The organism is Gaetbulibacter aquiaggeris, from assembly GCF_044003965.1.
GTDB lineage: Bacteria > Bacteroidota > Bacteroidia > Flavobacteriales > Flavobacteriaceae > Yeosuana > Yeosuana aquiaggeris.
Genome location: NZ_JBAWKC010000004.1, coordinates 289,481 through 305,866 on the forward strand (window position 1 = coordinate 289,481; position 16,386 = coordinate 305,866).

At 32.5% G+C, this 16,386-nt stretch carries 13 protein-coding genes and 1 pseudogene; 5 read left to right on the top strand and 9 right to left on the bottom strand.

The window, feature by feature from the left end; translation table 11 throughout:
* Positions 1 to 217: 217 nt before the first annotated feature.
* The gene (locus V8G56_RS13115) at positions 218 to 367 is read right to left on the bottom strand and encodes a hypothetical protein (RefSeq protein WP_395438905.1); all 150 of its coding nucleotides are present in this window, start codon (positions 365 to 367) and stop codon (positions 218 to 220) included.
* Positions 368 to 513: 146 nt separating this feature from the next.
* Between V8G56_RS13115 and V8G56_RS13120 the strand changes: the two genes are divergently transcribed.
* Complete coding sequence (locus tag V8G56_RS13120; RefSeq protein WP_395438906.1) at positions 514 to 711, top strand: Lacal_2735 family protein; 198 nt, start codon at positions 514 to 516, stop codon at positions 709 to 711.
* A gap of 200 nt (positions 712 to 911) precedes the next feature.
* Here the strand turns inward: V8G56_RS13120 and pyrF are convergent, their stop codons facing one another.
* From pyrF to V8G56_RS13145, 5 genes are all read right to left on the bottom strand, one after another.
* Complete coding sequence (gene pyrF / locus V8G56_RS13125; protein ID WP_395438907.1) at positions 912 to 1,730, bottom strand: orotidine-5'-phosphate decarboxylase; 819 nt, start codon at positions 1,728 to 1,730, stop codon at positions 912 to 914.
* A gap of 34 nt (positions 1,731 to 1,764) precedes the next feature.
* Entirely contained in the window at positions 1,765 to 2,841 is a 1,077-nt protein-coding gene (gene prfA, locus V8G56_RS13130; protein WP_395438908.1) for a peptide chain release factor 1, read from the bottom strand.
* A gap of 139 nt (positions 2,842 to 2,980) precedes the next feature.
* The gene (locus V8G56_RS13135) at positions 2,981 to 3,874 is read right to left on the bottom strand and encodes a DUF3078 domain-containing protein (RefSeq protein WP_395438909.1); all 894 of its coding nucleotides are present in this window, start codon (positions 3,872 to 3,874) and stop codon (positions 2,981 to 2,983) included.
* Between the two features lie 93 nt (positions 3,875 to 3,967).
* Positions 3,968 to 5,146, bottom strand: coding sequence for an AIR synthase related protein (locus V8G56_RS13140; protein ID WP_395438910.1), 1,179 nt, complete (start codon positions 5,144 to 5,146; stop codon positions 3,968 to 3,970).
* 135 nt (positions 5,147 to 5,281) lie between these two features.
* The gene (locus tag V8G56_RS13145) at positions 5,282 to 7,468 is read right to left on the bottom strand and encodes a glutamine synthetase III family protein (protein WP_395438911.1); all 2,187 of its coding nucleotides are present in this window, start codon (positions 7,466 to 7,468) and stop codon (positions 5,282 to 5,284) included.
* Between the two features lie 267 nt (positions 7,469 to 7,735).
* Here V8G56_RS13145 and V8G56_RS13150 point away from each other — a divergent pair, with 267 nt between their 5' ends.
* Complete coding sequence (locus V8G56_RS13150) at positions 7,736 to 8,755, top strand: glutamine synthetase beta-grasp domain-containing protein (protein WP_395438912.1); 1,020 nt, start codon at positions 7,736 to 7,738, stop codon at positions 8,753 to 8,755.
* Positions 8,756 to 8,837: 82 nt separating this feature from the next.
* Here the strand turns inward: V8G56_RS13150 and V8G56_RS13155 are convergent, their stop codons facing one another.
* Complete coding sequence (locus V8G56_RS13155) at positions 8,838 to 9,782, bottom strand: calcium/sodium antiporter (RefSeq protein ID WP_395438914.1); 945 nt, start codon at positions 9,780 to 9,782, stop codon at positions 8,838 to 8,840.
* 214 nt (positions 9,783 to 9,996) lie between these two features.
* On the opposite strand from V8G56_RS13155, the gene V8G56_RS13160 reads away from it, so the two are divergent.
* Together V8G56_RS13160 and V8G56_RS13165 are read left to right on the top strand one after the other, a co-directional pair.
* Positions 9,997 to 10,356, top strand: a complete 360-nt coding sequence (locus tag V8G56_RS13160; RefSeq protein ID WP_395438916.1) for a BlaI/MecI/CopY family transcriptional regulator — start codon at positions 9,997 to 9,999, stop codon at positions 10,354 to 10,356.
* Positions 10,357 to 10,358: 2 nt separating this feature from the next.
* Positions 10,359 to 12,083 carry a M56 family metallopeptidase gene (locus V8G56_RS13165; RefSeq protein WP_395438917.1) on the top strand — a complete coding sequence of 575 codons (1,725 nt, stop codon included), beginning with the start codon at positions 10,359 to 10,361 and terminating at the stop codon, positions 12,081 to 12,083.
* Positions 12,084 to 12,145: 62 nt separating this feature from the next.
* Here V8G56_RS13165 and V8G56_RS13170 read toward each other — a convergent pair whose 3' ends face one another.
* Positions 12,146 to 14,110, bottom strand: a complete 1,965-nt coding sequence (locus V8G56_RS13170; RefSeq protein ID WP_395438918.1) for an endonuclease — start codon at positions 14,108 to 14,110, stop codon at positions 12,146 to 12,148.
* 141 nt (positions 14,111 to 14,251) lie between these two features.
* Between V8G56_RS13170 and V8G56_RS13175 the strand changes: the two genes are divergently transcribed.
* On the top strand, positions 14,252 to 14,404 hold the full coding sequence (locus V8G56_RS13175; protein ID WP_395438919.1) for an SsrA-binding protein: 153 nt from the start codon (positions 14,252 to 14,254) through the stop codon (positions 14,402 to 14,404).
* Positions 14,405 to 14,683: 279 nt separating this feature from the next.
* On the opposite strand, the pseudogene V8G56_RS13180 reads toward V8G56_RS13175, so the two are convergent.
* Positions 14,684 to 16,337: pseudogene (locus tag V8G56_RS13180) on the bottom strand (sodium/sugar symporter).
* Between the last annotated feature and the right edge of the window lie 49 nt (positions 16,338 to 16,386).

The following is a 16,386-nucleotide window of genomic DNA, read 5'->3' on the forward strand; positions in this document are numbered from 1 at the left end:
TCAATTGACTCTTCAGATTGTAAAATCATTTGATCCTCTTTCCCGCTTCCTTTTAAATGCAGGTTCCCTCCCTGATTATCAATCCATAATTGCTCCCACTGATTACTAGTATCATTGTAAAAATTAAAACTAGTTCCAGTAAAATTCCCTTTTGCACTTATCCAATTTTCTTTCAGAATACAATTGTCATGAATTTTTTGAATACTATTTGTACCGGCTAAAGACCATCTTTATTTATAACTTGCCACGAACCTATCCAAAAATCAAAATCATCACGATTTCTTGTGCAACAAGAACAACTAGATTCTTGAGCAAAAAATGAAGCAGAAAAACTTAAGAATAATAAAATAATTAATGAAAACTTCATTTCTTATTAATTGTTTTATTTATGAAATTTATTAAATAACTAACAATACTTATAATAATTAACATAATTTAATACGATATTATTCATTATAATTTGGTTTTATGAAAAATTAATGTATATTTAATTACCTGAAAGTCAACTAGTAAATGAGCAGAATTGACACGATAAAATCCAATCAAGTAAAACTTAATAAGCAATACAAACAGCTTATTGAACAAGCCTACAATGTCCGTCAAACAGATTCTGCCTTAAGTGATATTACTGAATTCAAAGCATTAAAGCTTCTTAATAAACTTAACAGGTTAAAATTCCTTTGCAGAGAACAAATAAATACTCTGATTTAAATTTATCAATTCTTTAACTTTTATATTACATCTGATTCATCTTACTGCTCGTATTTAATATTAAAAAGGATTATGAGCACACAACATTATTGTCGCGTTGGAAAAGTTATTTCAGTAATAGAAATAGAAACAGAATTACATGAGGATCCTATGCTTTTATCAAATATGCCGGATTTGAATAATTAATCAGAAGAGACTTATTAAAGTTGATTAAGAATAAGCTCCATTTGAGTTTGCAATTGCAAGGCTTTTAAACTTGCCTCAGAAGAAAAGTTTTCCTTATTTGAAGCATAAATAATGCTTCTTGAAGAATTTATAAGTAACCCAATATTTTTTGTAATCCCATATTTACACACGTCTTCCAAACTGCCCCCTTGAGCTCCTACTCCAGGAACCAACAAGAAATTATGTGGTATAATTTGTCTTATCTCAACCAGATATTCTGCCTTTGTAGCACCAACCACATACATTAAGTTTTCTGAATTATTCCAAGATTTTGAAGTTGCTAAAACCGTTTTATATAATTCTAACCCTTCAATACTTTTAGTTTGAAAATCATAAGCCCCTTCATTTGAAGTTAATGCTAAAAGAATAGTGTGCTTATTTTTAAAGGCTAAAAATGGCTCCACAGAATCTTTACCCATATAAGGCGCCACCGTGACGCTATCAAAGCCTAAATCTTCAAAAAAAGCTTTAGCATACATGCTACTGGTATTTCCAATATCCCCACGTTTCGCATCGGCAATGGTAAAGATGTCTGGGTAATTATTATTTAAATAGTCAATTGTTTTCTCTAAGGCTTTCCAACCCTTTAGACCATAAGCTTCATAAAACGCGGTATTAGGTTTGTAGGCAACACACAAATGATGGGTAGCATCAATGATAGCTTTATTGAATTCAAAAATAGGATCTTCCTTTTTTAATAAATGTTGTGGAATTTTATTCAAATCAACATCTAAACCAATACAAAGAAAGGATTTCTTTTTATGAATTTCTTTAACTAATTGTTGTGTTGTCATAATTCAAAAAGCCTCAATTAAGAGGCTAAGTATTTTAAATCACATCACTATTTGCTTTCAACTTTTCTGTGTTTTCAGCTAATTGTAACTCGTCAATTATTCTTTGAATATCGCCATTTACAATATTTGATAAATCATAAAGTGTCAGACCAATTCTATGATCAGTGACGCGACCTTGAGAGTAATTATAAGTTCTGATCTTAGCACTTCTGTCTCCCGAAGTTACCATGGATCCCCGTTTTGCAGCATCAGCTTCATTCTTTTTAGCAAGCTCAATCTCATAAAGTCTTGAACGTAAAACTCTAAAAGCCTTTTCCTTATTTTTATGCTGTGATTTTTGATCCTGACATTGTGCTACTAATCCAGTAGGTACGTGGGTTAAACGGACTGCAGAATAAGTAGTGTTTACTGATTGACCACCTGGACCAGAAGAACAGAAAAAGTCTATTCTCACATCTTTTGGATTGATTTCCACGTCAAACTCTTCAGCTTCTGGAAAAACCATAACCGTTGCAGCACTGGTATGAACACGTCCTTGTGTTTCCGTTTGCGGCACGCGCTGCACACGATGGACGCCAGCTTCAAATTTTAACGTACCGTAAACATCCTCACCACTAACCTCAAATTGAATTTCCTTAAACCCACCGTTAGTTCCTTCACTAAAATCTACCACATCAACTTTCCAACCTCTACTTTCACAATATTTTGAGTACATTCTAAACAAGTCTCCTGCAAAAATACTGGCTTCATCGCCTCCAGTTCCAGCTCTTAATTCAACTACTGCATTTTTAGTGTCCTCAGGATCTCTAGGTATTAACAGAAATTTTATTTCATCTTCCAGTTTAGGAATTCTGGTTTTAACTTCATCATATTGCATTTTTGCCATATCGACCATCTCGGGATCACCTCCTTCTGAAATAATTTCTTCGGCTTCAGCCAAATTATCCATCAGTGTCATGTATTCCTCACGCTTTTCAACAAGCACTTTCAAATCTTTGTATTCTTTATTTAAAGCTATATAGCGCTTTTGATCTGTCATGATATCTGGCTGAATGATTAAATCACTTACCTCATCAAAACGCTGCTTTACTATTTGCAATTTCTCTAACATTACTTTTATTACTTGTTGGACAAAAATACGATAATTTATGAATTTTTATAGACTACAAAGTTTGCATTACTACTAATTTTTAAATCCACTATTCTCACTAATATGATTAAAATACTCAGAAAACTTTGAAAAGGATTTTTTAAAAATTATGCACAAAACCAATTGCTAAAATTTGTTTCCATTGAATTTTGGCTCCTGCTTTATCAAATTCTCCTTCAACATCCGTTGGTTTTTTAGTTTTTACATCATCATCATAGATTATATGGGAACCAAAAGTTGCTTTGACGAAATGATTGACTTTAAAATCAAAGTTAATCTGCCAATCCACATCAATGTTTCCAAAGCTGTTAATATAATCTGTATACAAACTAATCAGATTTCTTAAAGAAATATTCTCAACCACAGCCATTTCATAACTGTTTGTGATCAAAATACCAACCTCTTTATGAATACGATTACCGGGGATGATCACATTCCCATCTACATCCAAGACTGCAGGCGTGACACCAAAGGCGCCAGCATTGGCCAGATCTTCATCTAATACAAAGGTTGTTTTTACAGTTAGAGGCGAAAAATAAAAAGATAATTCATCAATGCGTTTACCATATTCCATACCACCGCCAAAAAATAAATATCCTGGAGCCATGAAACCCGAAATTGGTTTACTGGTATCAGGGTATTGATAACCATTGGTCAATTGTGTTTTAAAATTAAGCCTGGCAGAATAAAACCAGTTTGATAATCCATCTGGTCTGTAACCTAAATTTGAATTAATTTCAAATAAATCTTCAGTCTTTCTTAATTCTTGCTCTTGCTGCTTATTGATACCATATCTAATAGTTAGCCTGTTTTTCCAAGAAAAATATTTATCTTTATAATTCATGTTAGATTCCGCATTGGCTAATGCCGAAATGGAATTACTCCCCCCAGAATTCCAGTTAACAAAAGTCACTTCACTGACATCTATTCCTACTTTATTATTTTTAATCCATTCGGGCCGATAAGAAAAATCCTCATCCGGTTTATTTCTCATAAAGACTGAGATTGGCTGAGCCAATAAAGAATGACACAATAAATAAAAAGGGATCAATAAAAACTTTTTCATGCTAATTATTCTAAAATAAATTTAGTACCTAAACTCACCAAACTCACTGTTTATTGTAAGCTCTGTTTTGTTTGAAGGCAGAACGCGTCCAATAATTTGCGCATCCACATTAAAAGATTTTGAAATTTCAATAATATCCTCAGCAATTTCAGAAGTCACATAGAGTTCCATTCTATGTCCACAATTAAAGACCTGATACATTTCTTTCCAGTCTGTTTTAGATTGTTCCTGTATCAATTTAAATAAAGGTGGAATTGGAAACATATTATCCTTTATGATGTGTAAATTTTTTATAAAATGCAAGATTTTAGTCTGAGCACCACCAGAACAATGAACCATCCCATGAACCGAATCACTTTTATATTTTGATAATATTGTTTTTATAATGGGAGCATAGGTTCTGGTTGGTGATAGTACTAATTGGCCCGCATCAATTGGCGAGCCTTCAACTTCATCAGTCAATTTCATATTACCAGAATACACTAAATCTTTAGGCACAGAAGCATCAAAACTTTCAGGATATTTTTCTGCTAAATACTTGCTAAACACATCATGTCTTGCCGATGTTAACCCATTACTGCCCATACCGCCATTATAAGATTTCTCATAAGTTGCCTGACCTGATGAGGACAAACCTACAATAACATCACCAGCTTTTATATTTGCATTATTAATCACGTCTGCACGTTTCATTCTTGCAGTAACCGTTGAGTCTACAATAATTGTTCGCACCAAATCACCAACATCAGCCGTTTCACCACCTGTGGAATGAATAGTAACTCCAAAAGATTTCAAATCTGAAATAAGTTCTTCAGTTCCATTAATAATTGCTGAGATCACCTCACCAGGAATAATATTTTTATTTCTTCCAATGGTAGATGACAACATAATATGATCCACCGCTCCAACGCATAATAAATCGTCAATATTCATAATTAAAGCATCTTGAGCAATCCCTTTCCACACTGAAACGTCTCCAGTCTCTTTCCAATACATATAAGCCAAAGATGATTTCGTGCCAGCACCATCAGCATGCATAATCAAACAATAATCGTCATCATTTGTTAAATAATCAGGAACAATTTTACAAAATGCCTGAGGAAACAATCCTTTATCAACGTTTTTTATGGCGTTATGAACATCTTCTTTTGAAGCTGAAACCCCTCTAAGTGCATAACGTTTACTAATTTCTTGACTCATGAATCTATTTTCTGTTATGAAATGCAAAAGTAAGGATTGTTTACTTTTTACTTTCACTTTTTATAATTGAATTTAATTTATCCATTATAAATTAAAAAGACCTGAAAAACAGGTCTTTTTAATCATTTTCAAAAATTATCTAGCAAATAATAATTCTCTATATTTCGCAAGTGGCCAAATTTCATCATCAACCAACAATTCAAGTTTATCACAATGGTAACGGATATCATCAAATAATGGTTTTACGTTAAAACAGTAAGCATGAGCTCTTTTTTCAATATCAGTCATAGTATTTGCTTTTTTTCTTTCATTAGTCATTTTGGTAACATTGGCATTAATTCCTTCAATATGACCCGAAATTTCTTCAATTAAACCTATCTGCTCTTGAGATACACTATGATATTTTTCTTCAAAAATCTCCTTTAGTCCTTTTACATTTTTGATTAAAACATTTTGATATTTTACCGCTGTTGGCACAATATGATTGCGGGCAATATCTCCAAGGACCCTTCCCTCAATTTGAATGTGCATAATATATTCTTCAATTTCAATTTCATATCGAGCTTCTACTTCCACCTTACTCATAACATTCATCTCCTCAAACAACGCAATGGTCTTTTTAGAAATTCTTGCTTTTAAAGCTTCAGGAGTCGTTTTATTATTGCTTAATCCTCGCTTCTTTGCTTCAATAGCCCATGCTTCGCCATAACCATTACCTTCAAATAAAATATTTCTTGAAGCCTTAATGTATTCTCTTAAAATATTAAAAATAGCTTCATCTTTTTTCAATCCTTTGGAATCAATCAACTTATCAACTTCTATTTTAAAATCCATTAATTGCTTAGCCACAATGGTGTTTAAAACAGTCATTGGATTTCCGCAATTTGCCAATGATCCAACAGCTCTAAATTCAAATTTATTACCTGTAAAGGCAAATGGAGAGGTTCTGTTTCTATCGGTATTATCAAGTAATACATCTGGGATTTTACCAACTACATTTAACTTTAAATCTGTTTTCTCTTCAGGACTTAATTTTCCTTTTGTTACCCCTTCAAGTTCTTCTAATACTTTTGTTAATTGCTGACCAATAAAAACCGAAATAATGGCAGGTGGCGCTTCATTGGCTCCTAATCTGTGATCATTACTTGCAGAAGCAATGGCTGCTCTTAGCAGTTCTTCATTATCGTGAACTGCCTTAATTGTATTAATGAAAAAGGTTAAAAACTGTAAATTACTCATTGGTGTTTTTCCTGGTCCCAATAAATTGATTCCAGTGTCTGAAGACAATGACCAGTTATTATGTTTCCCCGAACCATTGATGCCAGCAAATGGTTTCTCGTGCAATAACACTTTAAAATTATGACGAGAAGCGACACGACCCATAATATCCATTAATAAAGAATTATGATCAACTGCTAAATTAACTTCTTCATAAATAGGTGCCAATTCAAATTGATTAGGAGCTACTTCATTATGCCTGGTTTTGACTGGAATTCCTAAAAGCATACATTCTTTCTCTAAATCACGCATAAAATTCAATGCTCTTGTAGGGATCGATCCAAAATAATGGTCATCCAATTGTTGCCCTTTGGCAGAAGAATGACCTAACAACGTTCTTCCTGTAAGAATAATATCAGGACGTGACGCCGCCAAGGCTTTGTCAATTAAAAAATATTCTTGTTCCCAACCTAAAGAGGAGGTTACTTTTTTAACATTTTTATCAAAATATTTACATACCGCTGTGGCCGCATTATCAACTGCATGAAGGGCTCTTAATAATGGTGTTTTATAATCAAGTGCTTCCCCTGTATAAGCGACAAAAATAGTTGGAATACATAAAGTAGTCCCATATATAAAAGCTGGGGAAGTCGGGTCCCAAGCAGTATAACCTCTTGCTTCAAAGGTGTTTCTGATGCCACCATTAGGAAAACTAGAAGCATCTGGTTCCTGTTGTACCAATTGATCACCCCCAAATTTTTCAACAGACAAGCCGCCGCCTATTGTTTCAAAAAAAGCATCATGCTTTTCGGCAGTAATGCCTGTTAATGGTTGAAACCAATGTGTATAATGGGTCACACCCTTAGATAACGCCCAATCTTTCATTGAAGAAGCTACTTGATCAGCTATATTACGGTCTATTTTAGTACCATGCTCTATGGCACTCTTAACACCTTTATAAGCATCTTTTGACAAGTGCTGACGCATAGCGGTTTCATCAAATACATTTTTTCCAAATAGATCAGATCGTCGCTCTTTTTCCTCTACGGGAATAGGTGTGTGAGACATGGATTCTTTTAACGCGTGAAATCTTAAAATTGACATTTCTTATAAATATTAAAAAGGTTAAAATCGTGCAACAAAAATAAAAATCAAAATCATCATAGAACCAATTTAAAAAAATATCTTATTAACAATTTTGCAATATTTGTACAAAAAACTATATTTTTTATAATAGATACCCTAAATAAATAGGGCATAAATAAAAATAACATCAAATCTTATTAAAATACCCCTATATATTATAGAGAATAAAGAAATAATTTATATTTGCCTCACAAATAATTTTTATATCTATTTAAAATATTCATTATGGCAAAAATAAAACTAGAGTACATTTGGTTAGATGGTTATTTACCAACTCAAAACCTTAGAAGTAAGACTAAAGTTGAAGAGCATGAAAACTTCAAAGGAACCCTTGAAGAAATTGGAAATTGGTCATTTGATGGTTCATCAACAAAACAAGCTGAAGGAGGTTCTTCTGATTGTGTTTTAAAACCCGTTGCTATTTATCCAGATCCGCAACGTATCAATGGCTATTTGGTTATGACCGAAGTAATGAATGCCGATGGTACTCCGCACGTTTCAAACGGCAGAGTAACTATTGATGATGATAATGAGGATTTCTGGTTTGGTTTTGAGCAGGAATATTTTATAATGGATGTGACAACTGAATTACCATTAGGATTTCCAAGAGGTGGATACCCAAAACCACAAGGAATGTATTACTGTTCTGTAGGAGGTTTAAATACACATGGTCGAGTACTAGTTGAAGAACATGCCGATTTATGTATTAAAGCTGGCTTAAACTTTGAAGGCATCAATCAAGAAGTTGCCTGTGGTCAATGGGAATTCCAATTATTTGCAAAAGGTGCGAAAAGAGCTGGTGATGAAATTTGGGTTGCAAGATATTTGTTAGACAGATTAACTGAAAAATATAATTATTATATAGAATACCATCCAAAACCACTTGGTGATACTGATTGGAACGGATCTGGTATGCATGCTAACTTCTCAAACACTACTATAAGAACTAGTGGTTCTGAAGCAACTATAAGAAAAATCTGTGAAGCTTTCAGACCTGTGACCAAAGAACATATTGAAGTATATGGTGCATTTAATGACCAAAGATTAACCGGAAAACATGAAACAGCTTCTATTCATGATTTCTCCTTTGGAATCTCAGACAGAGGTGCTTCAATCCGTATACCTCATTACACAGTATCAAAAGGTTGGAAAGGGTATTTAGAAGATCGTAGACCAGCATCAAATGCTGATCCATACAAAGTTGCAGCTAGAATTATTAAAACTGTTAAGTCCGCAAAAATTTAATAATAACTCTGTAATATTGTTCATAAAAAAAGTGCTGTTGCAAATTGTAACAGCACTTTTTTTATTTATTAGGACAATTTCTCTATTTATGACTGAATATCATAACCATAAAAATACTATACCCTAAAACTAATAGAAACCCTTTAAACTTATTAATTTCATAACGTTTCTTAACATAGGATAACGGCAACAGTATGAGAGCAAACCCCATCATCCATAAAATATCATTGGACAGTATTTGAGGTTCTGTAACCGGTATTGGATGAATCATTGCGGTCAATCCTAATACGGACCCGATATTGAAAATATTTGAACCAATTAAATTTCCTAATGAAATGGCTTTTTCCTGCTTAGCAGCTGCAATAATTGAAGCGGCAAGCTCTGGAACACTAGTACCAACCGCTATTAACGAAACACCAATTACTGCTTCGCTGACACCTACTGTCACTGCTATTTGTTTAGCGCCATCAAGCAACCACTCACTGCCAAAGAAAAGTGCTAATGCACCTATCAACAACCAAATAGTAATTTTAAAATTGGAGACCACTGCCAAAGAATCATCAACTTCATCTGAAATATCGCTCTCTCTAGAATTTCTCATTAAAAAAATAATGAAGAGAATAATTGCTACAAATAATATGAGCCCTTCAGCAAAGCTTAATAGATTATCATTATACAAGAAATAATACAAGGCAAAAGAAAAAATGATCAATGCCGGCCAATTCATTTTATAAAATGATTTATCAACCACAATAGTACCAACCACAGCTGTTAACCCTAAAACTAACCCAATATTAGCAATATTAGACCCTATGACATTATTTATAGCAATGGCTGGAGAACCTGTTAGGGCAGCTTGCAAACTCACAATTAATTCAGGTACTGATGTTGCAAATGAAACAACGGTCATACCGATAACCATTTTTGAAATATTAAACTTAAATGATAAAGCAACTGATGATCTTACTAAAAACTCACCTCCAATTACTAATAATATAAAACCAAAAATCACCAATACTACACTCATAGAAAAATATTTTTTGCGAAGATAACATATTTCTTTTCTAAGGTTTAAAAATATTAAATTACCAAATTAAGATTAACACTAATAACCTTTTAAAACTTAAAATTTAGTTAAATAACTATACTTATAGTTGTATAACTAAAAATATAGTTATATGTTTAACTCGAAGTTAAAAAGTATATATTACTTTCATTTCATTATATGCTAAACTATGTCTATGGAAAAATTAACAAACAAAGAAGAAGAAATCATGCATATTTTATGGAAACTTGAAAAAGCCTTTGTAAAAGATGTATTAGCAGAGATAAAAGAAGACAAACCCCATTACAATACCTTATCTACCATTATTAGAAATTTAGAAGAGAAAGGATATGTTAGCTATAATGCCTATGGCAAAACCCACCAGTACTTCCCTATTGTAAGTAAGGAAGATTATAGAAAACGATTTATGACTATCGCTATAGATAATTATTTTAATAACTCCTATAAAAATATGGTTTCCTTTTTTGCGAAAGAAGAAAAAATAAGCGTTGACGAGTTAAAAGAAATTATTGCACTCATTGAAAAAAACAAATAACCATGGAATATTTACTTAAAGCCAGTGCGGTTACCATTATTTTTTATGTATTCTATAAAATATTCTTACAAAGGGACACCTTTTTTGAATCAAATAGATGGTTTTTATTGATTGGATTAATAACGTCCGGTTTCATTCCTCTTGTTGTCATCCCAATTTACATGGAACAAACACCGGTTTCATTAGATTATTTTGTTTTTACAGAAGATCCTGTTACAACAAATAATAATAGTCCCTTTAATTTATTATCACTTTTAAAGACTATTTATTTTTTAGGAATGATAATTTTCGCTTTAAGATTTACGCTTCAGTTGAGGTCATTAATACCTCTATTAATCAAAAGTGAAGCTCATCAATTAGGACACTTAAAGTTATTAAAAACTGATGAAAATATTTCCCCTTTTTCATTTTTCAATTACATCGTTTATAATCCAAACCCATTTAATGAAACGGAATTGAATCAAATTATTACACATGAAAAAGTTCATGTACAACAATATCACACCATCGATGTTATGTTGGCACAAATAGCCTGTGTTGTCTTTTGGTTTAACCCTTTTATTTGGCTTTATAACAAAGACCTAAAACAAAACCTAGAATTTATTGCTGATAAAACCGCTATAAACTATACTCACTGTAAAAAAAGTTATCAATACACTTTATTAAAAACAAGCTTGCCAAATCATCAATTGGCATTAACCAATAATTTTTATAATTCATTAATCAAAAAACGAATCGTTATGTTACACAAATCAAAATCCAAAAAAATCAATTTATTGAAGTACGCCTTAATCATTCCTGCTTTAGCTTTATTTTTAATGAGCTTTAACACCAAGGAAGTGATTATTGAGAAGGAAATTAATCCTGTTAAAACAGAGTTCCAAATTGCAAAAAAGTTAAAGACCAATTCAATAGAAGTTGTTATTACAAAAGATTATTCTGATAGCGACTTTGAAAAATTAAAAACAAAATTTAAAAATGAAGGTCTTACTTTAAAAATCAAAGGCATTAAACGAAACCAACAAGGTGAAATTACAGCTATAAAAATAGATGTAAGTTCAAAATCATCAAATGCAAACTATAGTATTGATGCTGATGAAGCAATAAATCCTATTAAAATTAGTGTAGATGAAGACGGAAAAAATATATCTATTGGAAATGCACATTTAAAAAAAGAACATAACATGGTTTTTATATCTGAAGATGGACAAAAACATGAAATAAATAATTCGGATTCTGATGATCATGTATTTGTTATTTCAACAGATGATGGCAGCGAAGAACATATAAAAATTAAAAAATTCATTGTTAAAACTGGTGACTCCCTTCATGTTAAAAAAATCCATAAAAGAATGGATGGAGATGAGAAAGTCATTTTAATCACAAAGGATGGAGACGACAAAAAAAATCATAAACTTATAAAAATAAAAACGGATGGGAATGACGATGATTTAACCTGGACTATGGAAGAAGAAGATGAAGAAATTGTAATGATTGCAAAAGATGATGATGCCGTAAAAAAACATAAAGTGGTTAAAATAAAAACTGATGGAAAAGACCCATTATATATGGTTGATGGAAAAGAAATTACCAGAGAAGAAATGAACAACATCAGTCCAGAAACCATTGATAAAGTGGAGGTTTTAAAAGGAGATAGTGCCACAGAAAAATATGGTGATAAAGGAAAAAACGGCGTGATACTTATTACTACAAAAAATAAAAACTAAGCGAATTAATTAATACTTGTTTTAAAGGTTGGGCCCTATTGCTCAACCTTTATTTTTTTATATTATTTGATAATAATTTTTTTTAAGCTTGATTGACGGTCAGAGGTTATTTTTAATAAATACATCCCTGCTGATAAATTATAATTGACATAGATGTCTTGATCTACTTTGAAGGATTTAATTTTTCTGCCATCAATAGAAAATAAATCTAGTACCGTTTCATTTTGAATGCCCTTAAGATAAAATCCATCCTGAGTCGGATTTGGAAAAATTTTTATCTGAGTTTCATAATTATCGGATAAACCTAAAGACGCACTCCAGATATCACCAACGTGAATTCCCCACAAAAACTCTACTAAATCAGGCTCATCAATAAAAGGGTTTCTATTGTATTGCCAGGTATAAACCACATTATTTCTATTCATCTCGTAATCATCTGGCGGATCATTTCTATGCCATTCCAATAACGTTGCTAAATCACCAAACTGACCTGTTAACCCATCTGGATAACCATTAACAACATCTAATCCATTATAACGTACAGCCATATAAAAGATACTTCTAGCGACATCTCCTTTAAACTTTCCTAAAGTACCAGATGGCCCAGTATACTCGCCATAAAACTGATTTCCTCTACTGCTATTTTCTGGACCGTCAACAGCACGCAAAGCATGAGCATCAGAATTACCATGACGTAGAGAATCTGCCGTTGTATTCCAGTATACCTCTTTTCCGTCAGCAATATCGTCTAAGTCGATACTATTAAAACCACCACGCGACCTTGGAAAGGTATGCTCTCTATTCCATTTATCAATATTACTTGAAGTAAATTGATAGTCTAGTTTTGCTCTTCCAATTTCTTTATAAACTAACCAAACCTGATTACTATTTGCAGGATTTTGATCAGCTTCCTTTAAAATATCTACAATATCGGCATAGGTTTGTGTTCTAACCACGCCTTCTTCCGCAATAATATTTTGTATAGCCTGTTTTAAGGCAGCATCAGACTTATTATCAAGACTGTCATAATAGCCAATTGGTTGCGTGCTTATAACAATACCATAGGTTGGATTTATTGGTGTTCCAAAAGCAGCGATTTGAAAATCATCATCGACCACCCTGATGCGCAAATTATTATTTAATGAATTAAATGTGGTAGGAAGACCTGACAACTTAATAATCATCTCTTCATCTCCTTCATCAAAACTATCATCCACTAAAGTTATATTTGTTGATGTGGTATTGGTGCCATTAGGAATGGTAATAGCTGTATTTCCTGTATAGTCTGCATTATTGAATGTACCATTATTAAAGACAATGGTAAAATTAAGATCTGAAGTGACACTTTGTTCCGAGGTAAATACAATATCAAAAGTATCCCCTTCATTATAACTAATCTGAGACAATGTTATTAAGATACCATTAAGCACTATGCCACTCCCATCATTTAGCTGTCTTGGTGTTGGCGTTTTCACAGTATAAGAACCATCTGTATTTCTTTGAATGGAGTTTGTATTATTTCCAGAGCCTTCATTAATGATTTGAATGCTTGGATTAAAAGCTGAAAATATAGGGATTAATCCCGTACCGTCCGTATCGGTTGTTTGATATAACAATACATCAACAAGCGTATCGTCTACATAAGCCGTGGTTGGCTCTTCAAAATCTAAGTCATCAGCTTTATAAATAGCAACAGCATCTGCTCCGTTTTGAATCAGATTTGGCGCAATTACATATTGAGGAAATGGCGTAACCGTTGTACTTCCAATTAATAATAACCCATTAATATCTGTTTCGTAGCCATCTAAATCCAAAGCCAAATAGCTTTGGTTTGCTCCGGATGCTGAGCCATTAAAAAAAACCACTACATAACCATCTAAGGGAAAATTAGCAGTGTCTGATAATAACTCTACAAATTCCTTATCGTCAACTCCAGGTGTATCACAATCTAATTCATTAATAACAATTTGACTAAACACAATTGGGCTAATTAATAAAAATAGTCCAAATAAAAATTGACTTTTCATTAAAAATATTTTTACTAATGTACGTTAGTATATTGTAAAATTATAAAGACTATTTCTTTAATATTTTAAAGTTAAGTTAGATTTAGAAAAAAGTAAAACCAGTAGGACTAAGTCTAGAATAAGTTTTATTAATTTTGTGAAATGAAAAAACAACTCTTTAAAACCTTAGCCAAGATAAACAAGGTGGTATTTCCCAGTTATTCTAAAAAACAATTAGATTTATCAAAAGCCACAAAATTTCAATTAATAATTATTGGCTGGCGGTATTACATAACGGCCCGAGCCTTAGATTAATTTATGTTTTAAAGGAAGAATCATGTAACTGTGTTTCAAAAAAAAAAAAGAGAACTATCCTTTTGTAGAATTACTCCCTTTTTTTTGTTATCAACCAACCAATAAATAACATTACAAATAAACGTTATGTTTATCTTTTAAAACATGACTTTTGTTAGGTTTTAAAGAAAAATCTATTTTTTTAAAAATTATTTTTTGATAGTACCTTAATAATCAGTAGTTTTTTGTAATAAAAAAGGGCTGATAAAATCAACCCTTTTTTATCTATATTGTATTTGTTTAACTCCAAAAGGAGGCATATAAAGCTGCCACAATCAGCATGACTGCAAAAGCGCCAATATTAAATAACGGACTGGTTTTAAATGATTCTTTGGTAATTGGAATTCCTTTTTCATCATCTGCACCCTTAAGTTGCATATAACTAACCAGTGCAATAACACCCATAGTTAATATTAAAGTATATCCCATTTGATCCATAAAAGGGGACATCAACAAAAAACGAACTGGTAGACCATCCATTTGGTGCCACTTTAAAATATAAGGCTATTGGAATAGAGACCAAGGCACCAATAATAGCTGCTTTATTTGTTGTTTTCTTCCAGAATAATCCTAACATAAATACCGCTAAGATACCTGGGCTTACAATACCTGTATATTCTTGTATAAATTGAAACGCCTGGTCTATGCCCCCTAAAAGTGGTGCCATAATACCTGCTATCACCAAAGCTACTGCTGCAGATATTCTTCCAACATTTACAGTTGTTTTATCATTCGCCGTAGGATTGATATATTGTTTATAAATATCCATGGTAAAAATAGTTGAAGTTGAATTCAACATAGAAGCCAATGAAGACACAATAGCCGCAGCAAGAGCCGCAAAAGCAATTCCTTTCATTCCTGTTGGTAAAAATTGTAACAACCATGGATAAGCCTTATCTGCTTGTTCTAGTGATGGTAAATTATGCAAGGATGAATCTCCTAATCGTGCCATAATTTCAGGATCATTAATCATAACATAGGCTGCAATTCCAGGAATGACTACTATTAACGGAATGATCAACTTTAAAAATGCCGCTAATAAAATCCCTTTTTGAGCCTCCTTTAATGATTTGGCTGCCAAGGTTCTTTGAATGATGTATTGATTGAATCCCCAGTAATATAAATTTGCAACCCACATACCTCCTAATAAAACACCTATACCCGGCAACATATCGTAGTAGGCATTCGATTCATCAAAAATCATTGCAAATCGCTCTGGAGTGGCATCATACACTGTTTTTAGTCCAGCCATAACACCAGCTCCATCTGAAACCGTATTTAAAGCAATATAGGTAGTCACCAAACCACCTAATACTAAAAATATCACTTGGATAACGTCGGTCCACGCTACTGCTGACAAACCTCCATACAAAGAATAGGCTGCTGCAAACAATGCTAATCCTATAACGCCATACATCATTGGAATTCCCATAATAGTTTCTAAAGCTAAACTACCTAAGTAAAGTACCGAAGCAAGGTTTACAAACACATATAATGCTATCCAAAAGACTGCTAAAATGGTTTTTAAATTAGTCGAAAATCGTTTTTCAACAAATTCAGGAATGGTATATAGCCCTTTTTCAATAAAAATGGGTAAAAAGTATTTACCAACAATTATTAAAGTGATTGCAGCCATCCACTCATAAGATGCAATGGCCAGTCCTAATGCAAAACCAGAACCAGACATGCCTATAAATTGTTCAGCTGAAATATTTGCCGCGATTAGTGAGGCTCCGATAGCCCACCATGGTAATGATTTGCTAGCTAAAAAATAATCTTCAGCATTTTTTTGATGTCCTTCTTTATCTCTTGATACCCATAAACCAACACCCAATATTAAAACGGCATAAGTAATAAAAACAAAGTAATCCCAAAATTCAAAATGTGTAGTCATAATTAGTTTGATGTATAATTAAGTTAGTTAGTCATATTTTATTCCCTAA

Bases quoted from the DNA above. Each gene is read 5' to 3' on its own strand.
- V8G56_RS13115 (WP_395438905.1), bottom strand. From the start codon at position 367: ATGAAGTTTTCATTAATTATTTTATTATTCTTAAGTTTTTCTGCTTCA.
- V8G56_RS13120 (WP_395438906.1), top strand. From the start codon at position 514: ATGAGCAGAATTGACACGATAAAATCCAATCAAGTAAAACTTAATAAG.
- pyrF (WP_395438907.1), bottom strand. From the start codon at position 1,730: ATGACAACACAACAATTAGTTAAAGAAATTCATAAAAAGAAATCCTTT.
- prfA (WP_395438908.1), bottom strand. From the start codon at position 2,841: ATGTTAGAGAAATTGCAAATAGTAAAGCAGCGTTTTGATGAGGTAAGT.
- V8G56_RS13135 (WP_395438909.1), bottom strand. From the start codon at position 3,874: ATGAGAAATAAACCGGATGAGGATTTTTCTTATCGGCCCGAATGGATT.
- V8G56_RS13140 (WP_395438910.1), bottom strand. From the start codon at position 5,146: ATGAGTCAAGAAATTAGTAAACGTTATGCACTTAGAGGGGTTTCAGCT.
- V8G56_RS13145 (WP_395438911.1), bottom strand. From the start codon at position 7,468: ATGTCAATTTTAAGATTTCACGCGTTAAAAGAATCCATGTCTCACACA.
- V8G56_RS13150 (WP_395438912.1), top strand. From the start codon at position 7,736: ATGGCAAAAATAAAACTAGAGTACATTTGGTTAGATGGTTATTTACCA.
- V8G56_RS13155 (WP_395438914.1), bottom strand. From the start codon at position 9,782: ATGAGTGTAGTATTGGTGATTTTTGGTTTTATATTATTAGTAATTGGA.
- V8G56_RS13160 (WP_395438916.1), top strand. From the start codon at position 9,997: ATGGAAAAATTAACAAACAAAGAAGAAGAAATCATGCATATTTTATGG.
- V8G56_RS13165 (WP_395438917.1), top strand. From the start codon at position 10,359: ATGGAATATTTACTTAAAGCCAGTGCGGTTACCATTATTTTTTATGTA.
- V8G56_RS13170 (WP_395438918.1), bottom strand. From the start codon at position 14,110: ATGAAAAGTCAATTTTTATTTGGACTATTTTTATTAATTAGCCCAATT.
- V8G56_RS13175 (WP_395438919.1), top strand. From the start codon at position 14,252: ATGAAAAAACAACTCTTTAAAACCTTAGCCAAGATAAACAAGGTGGTA.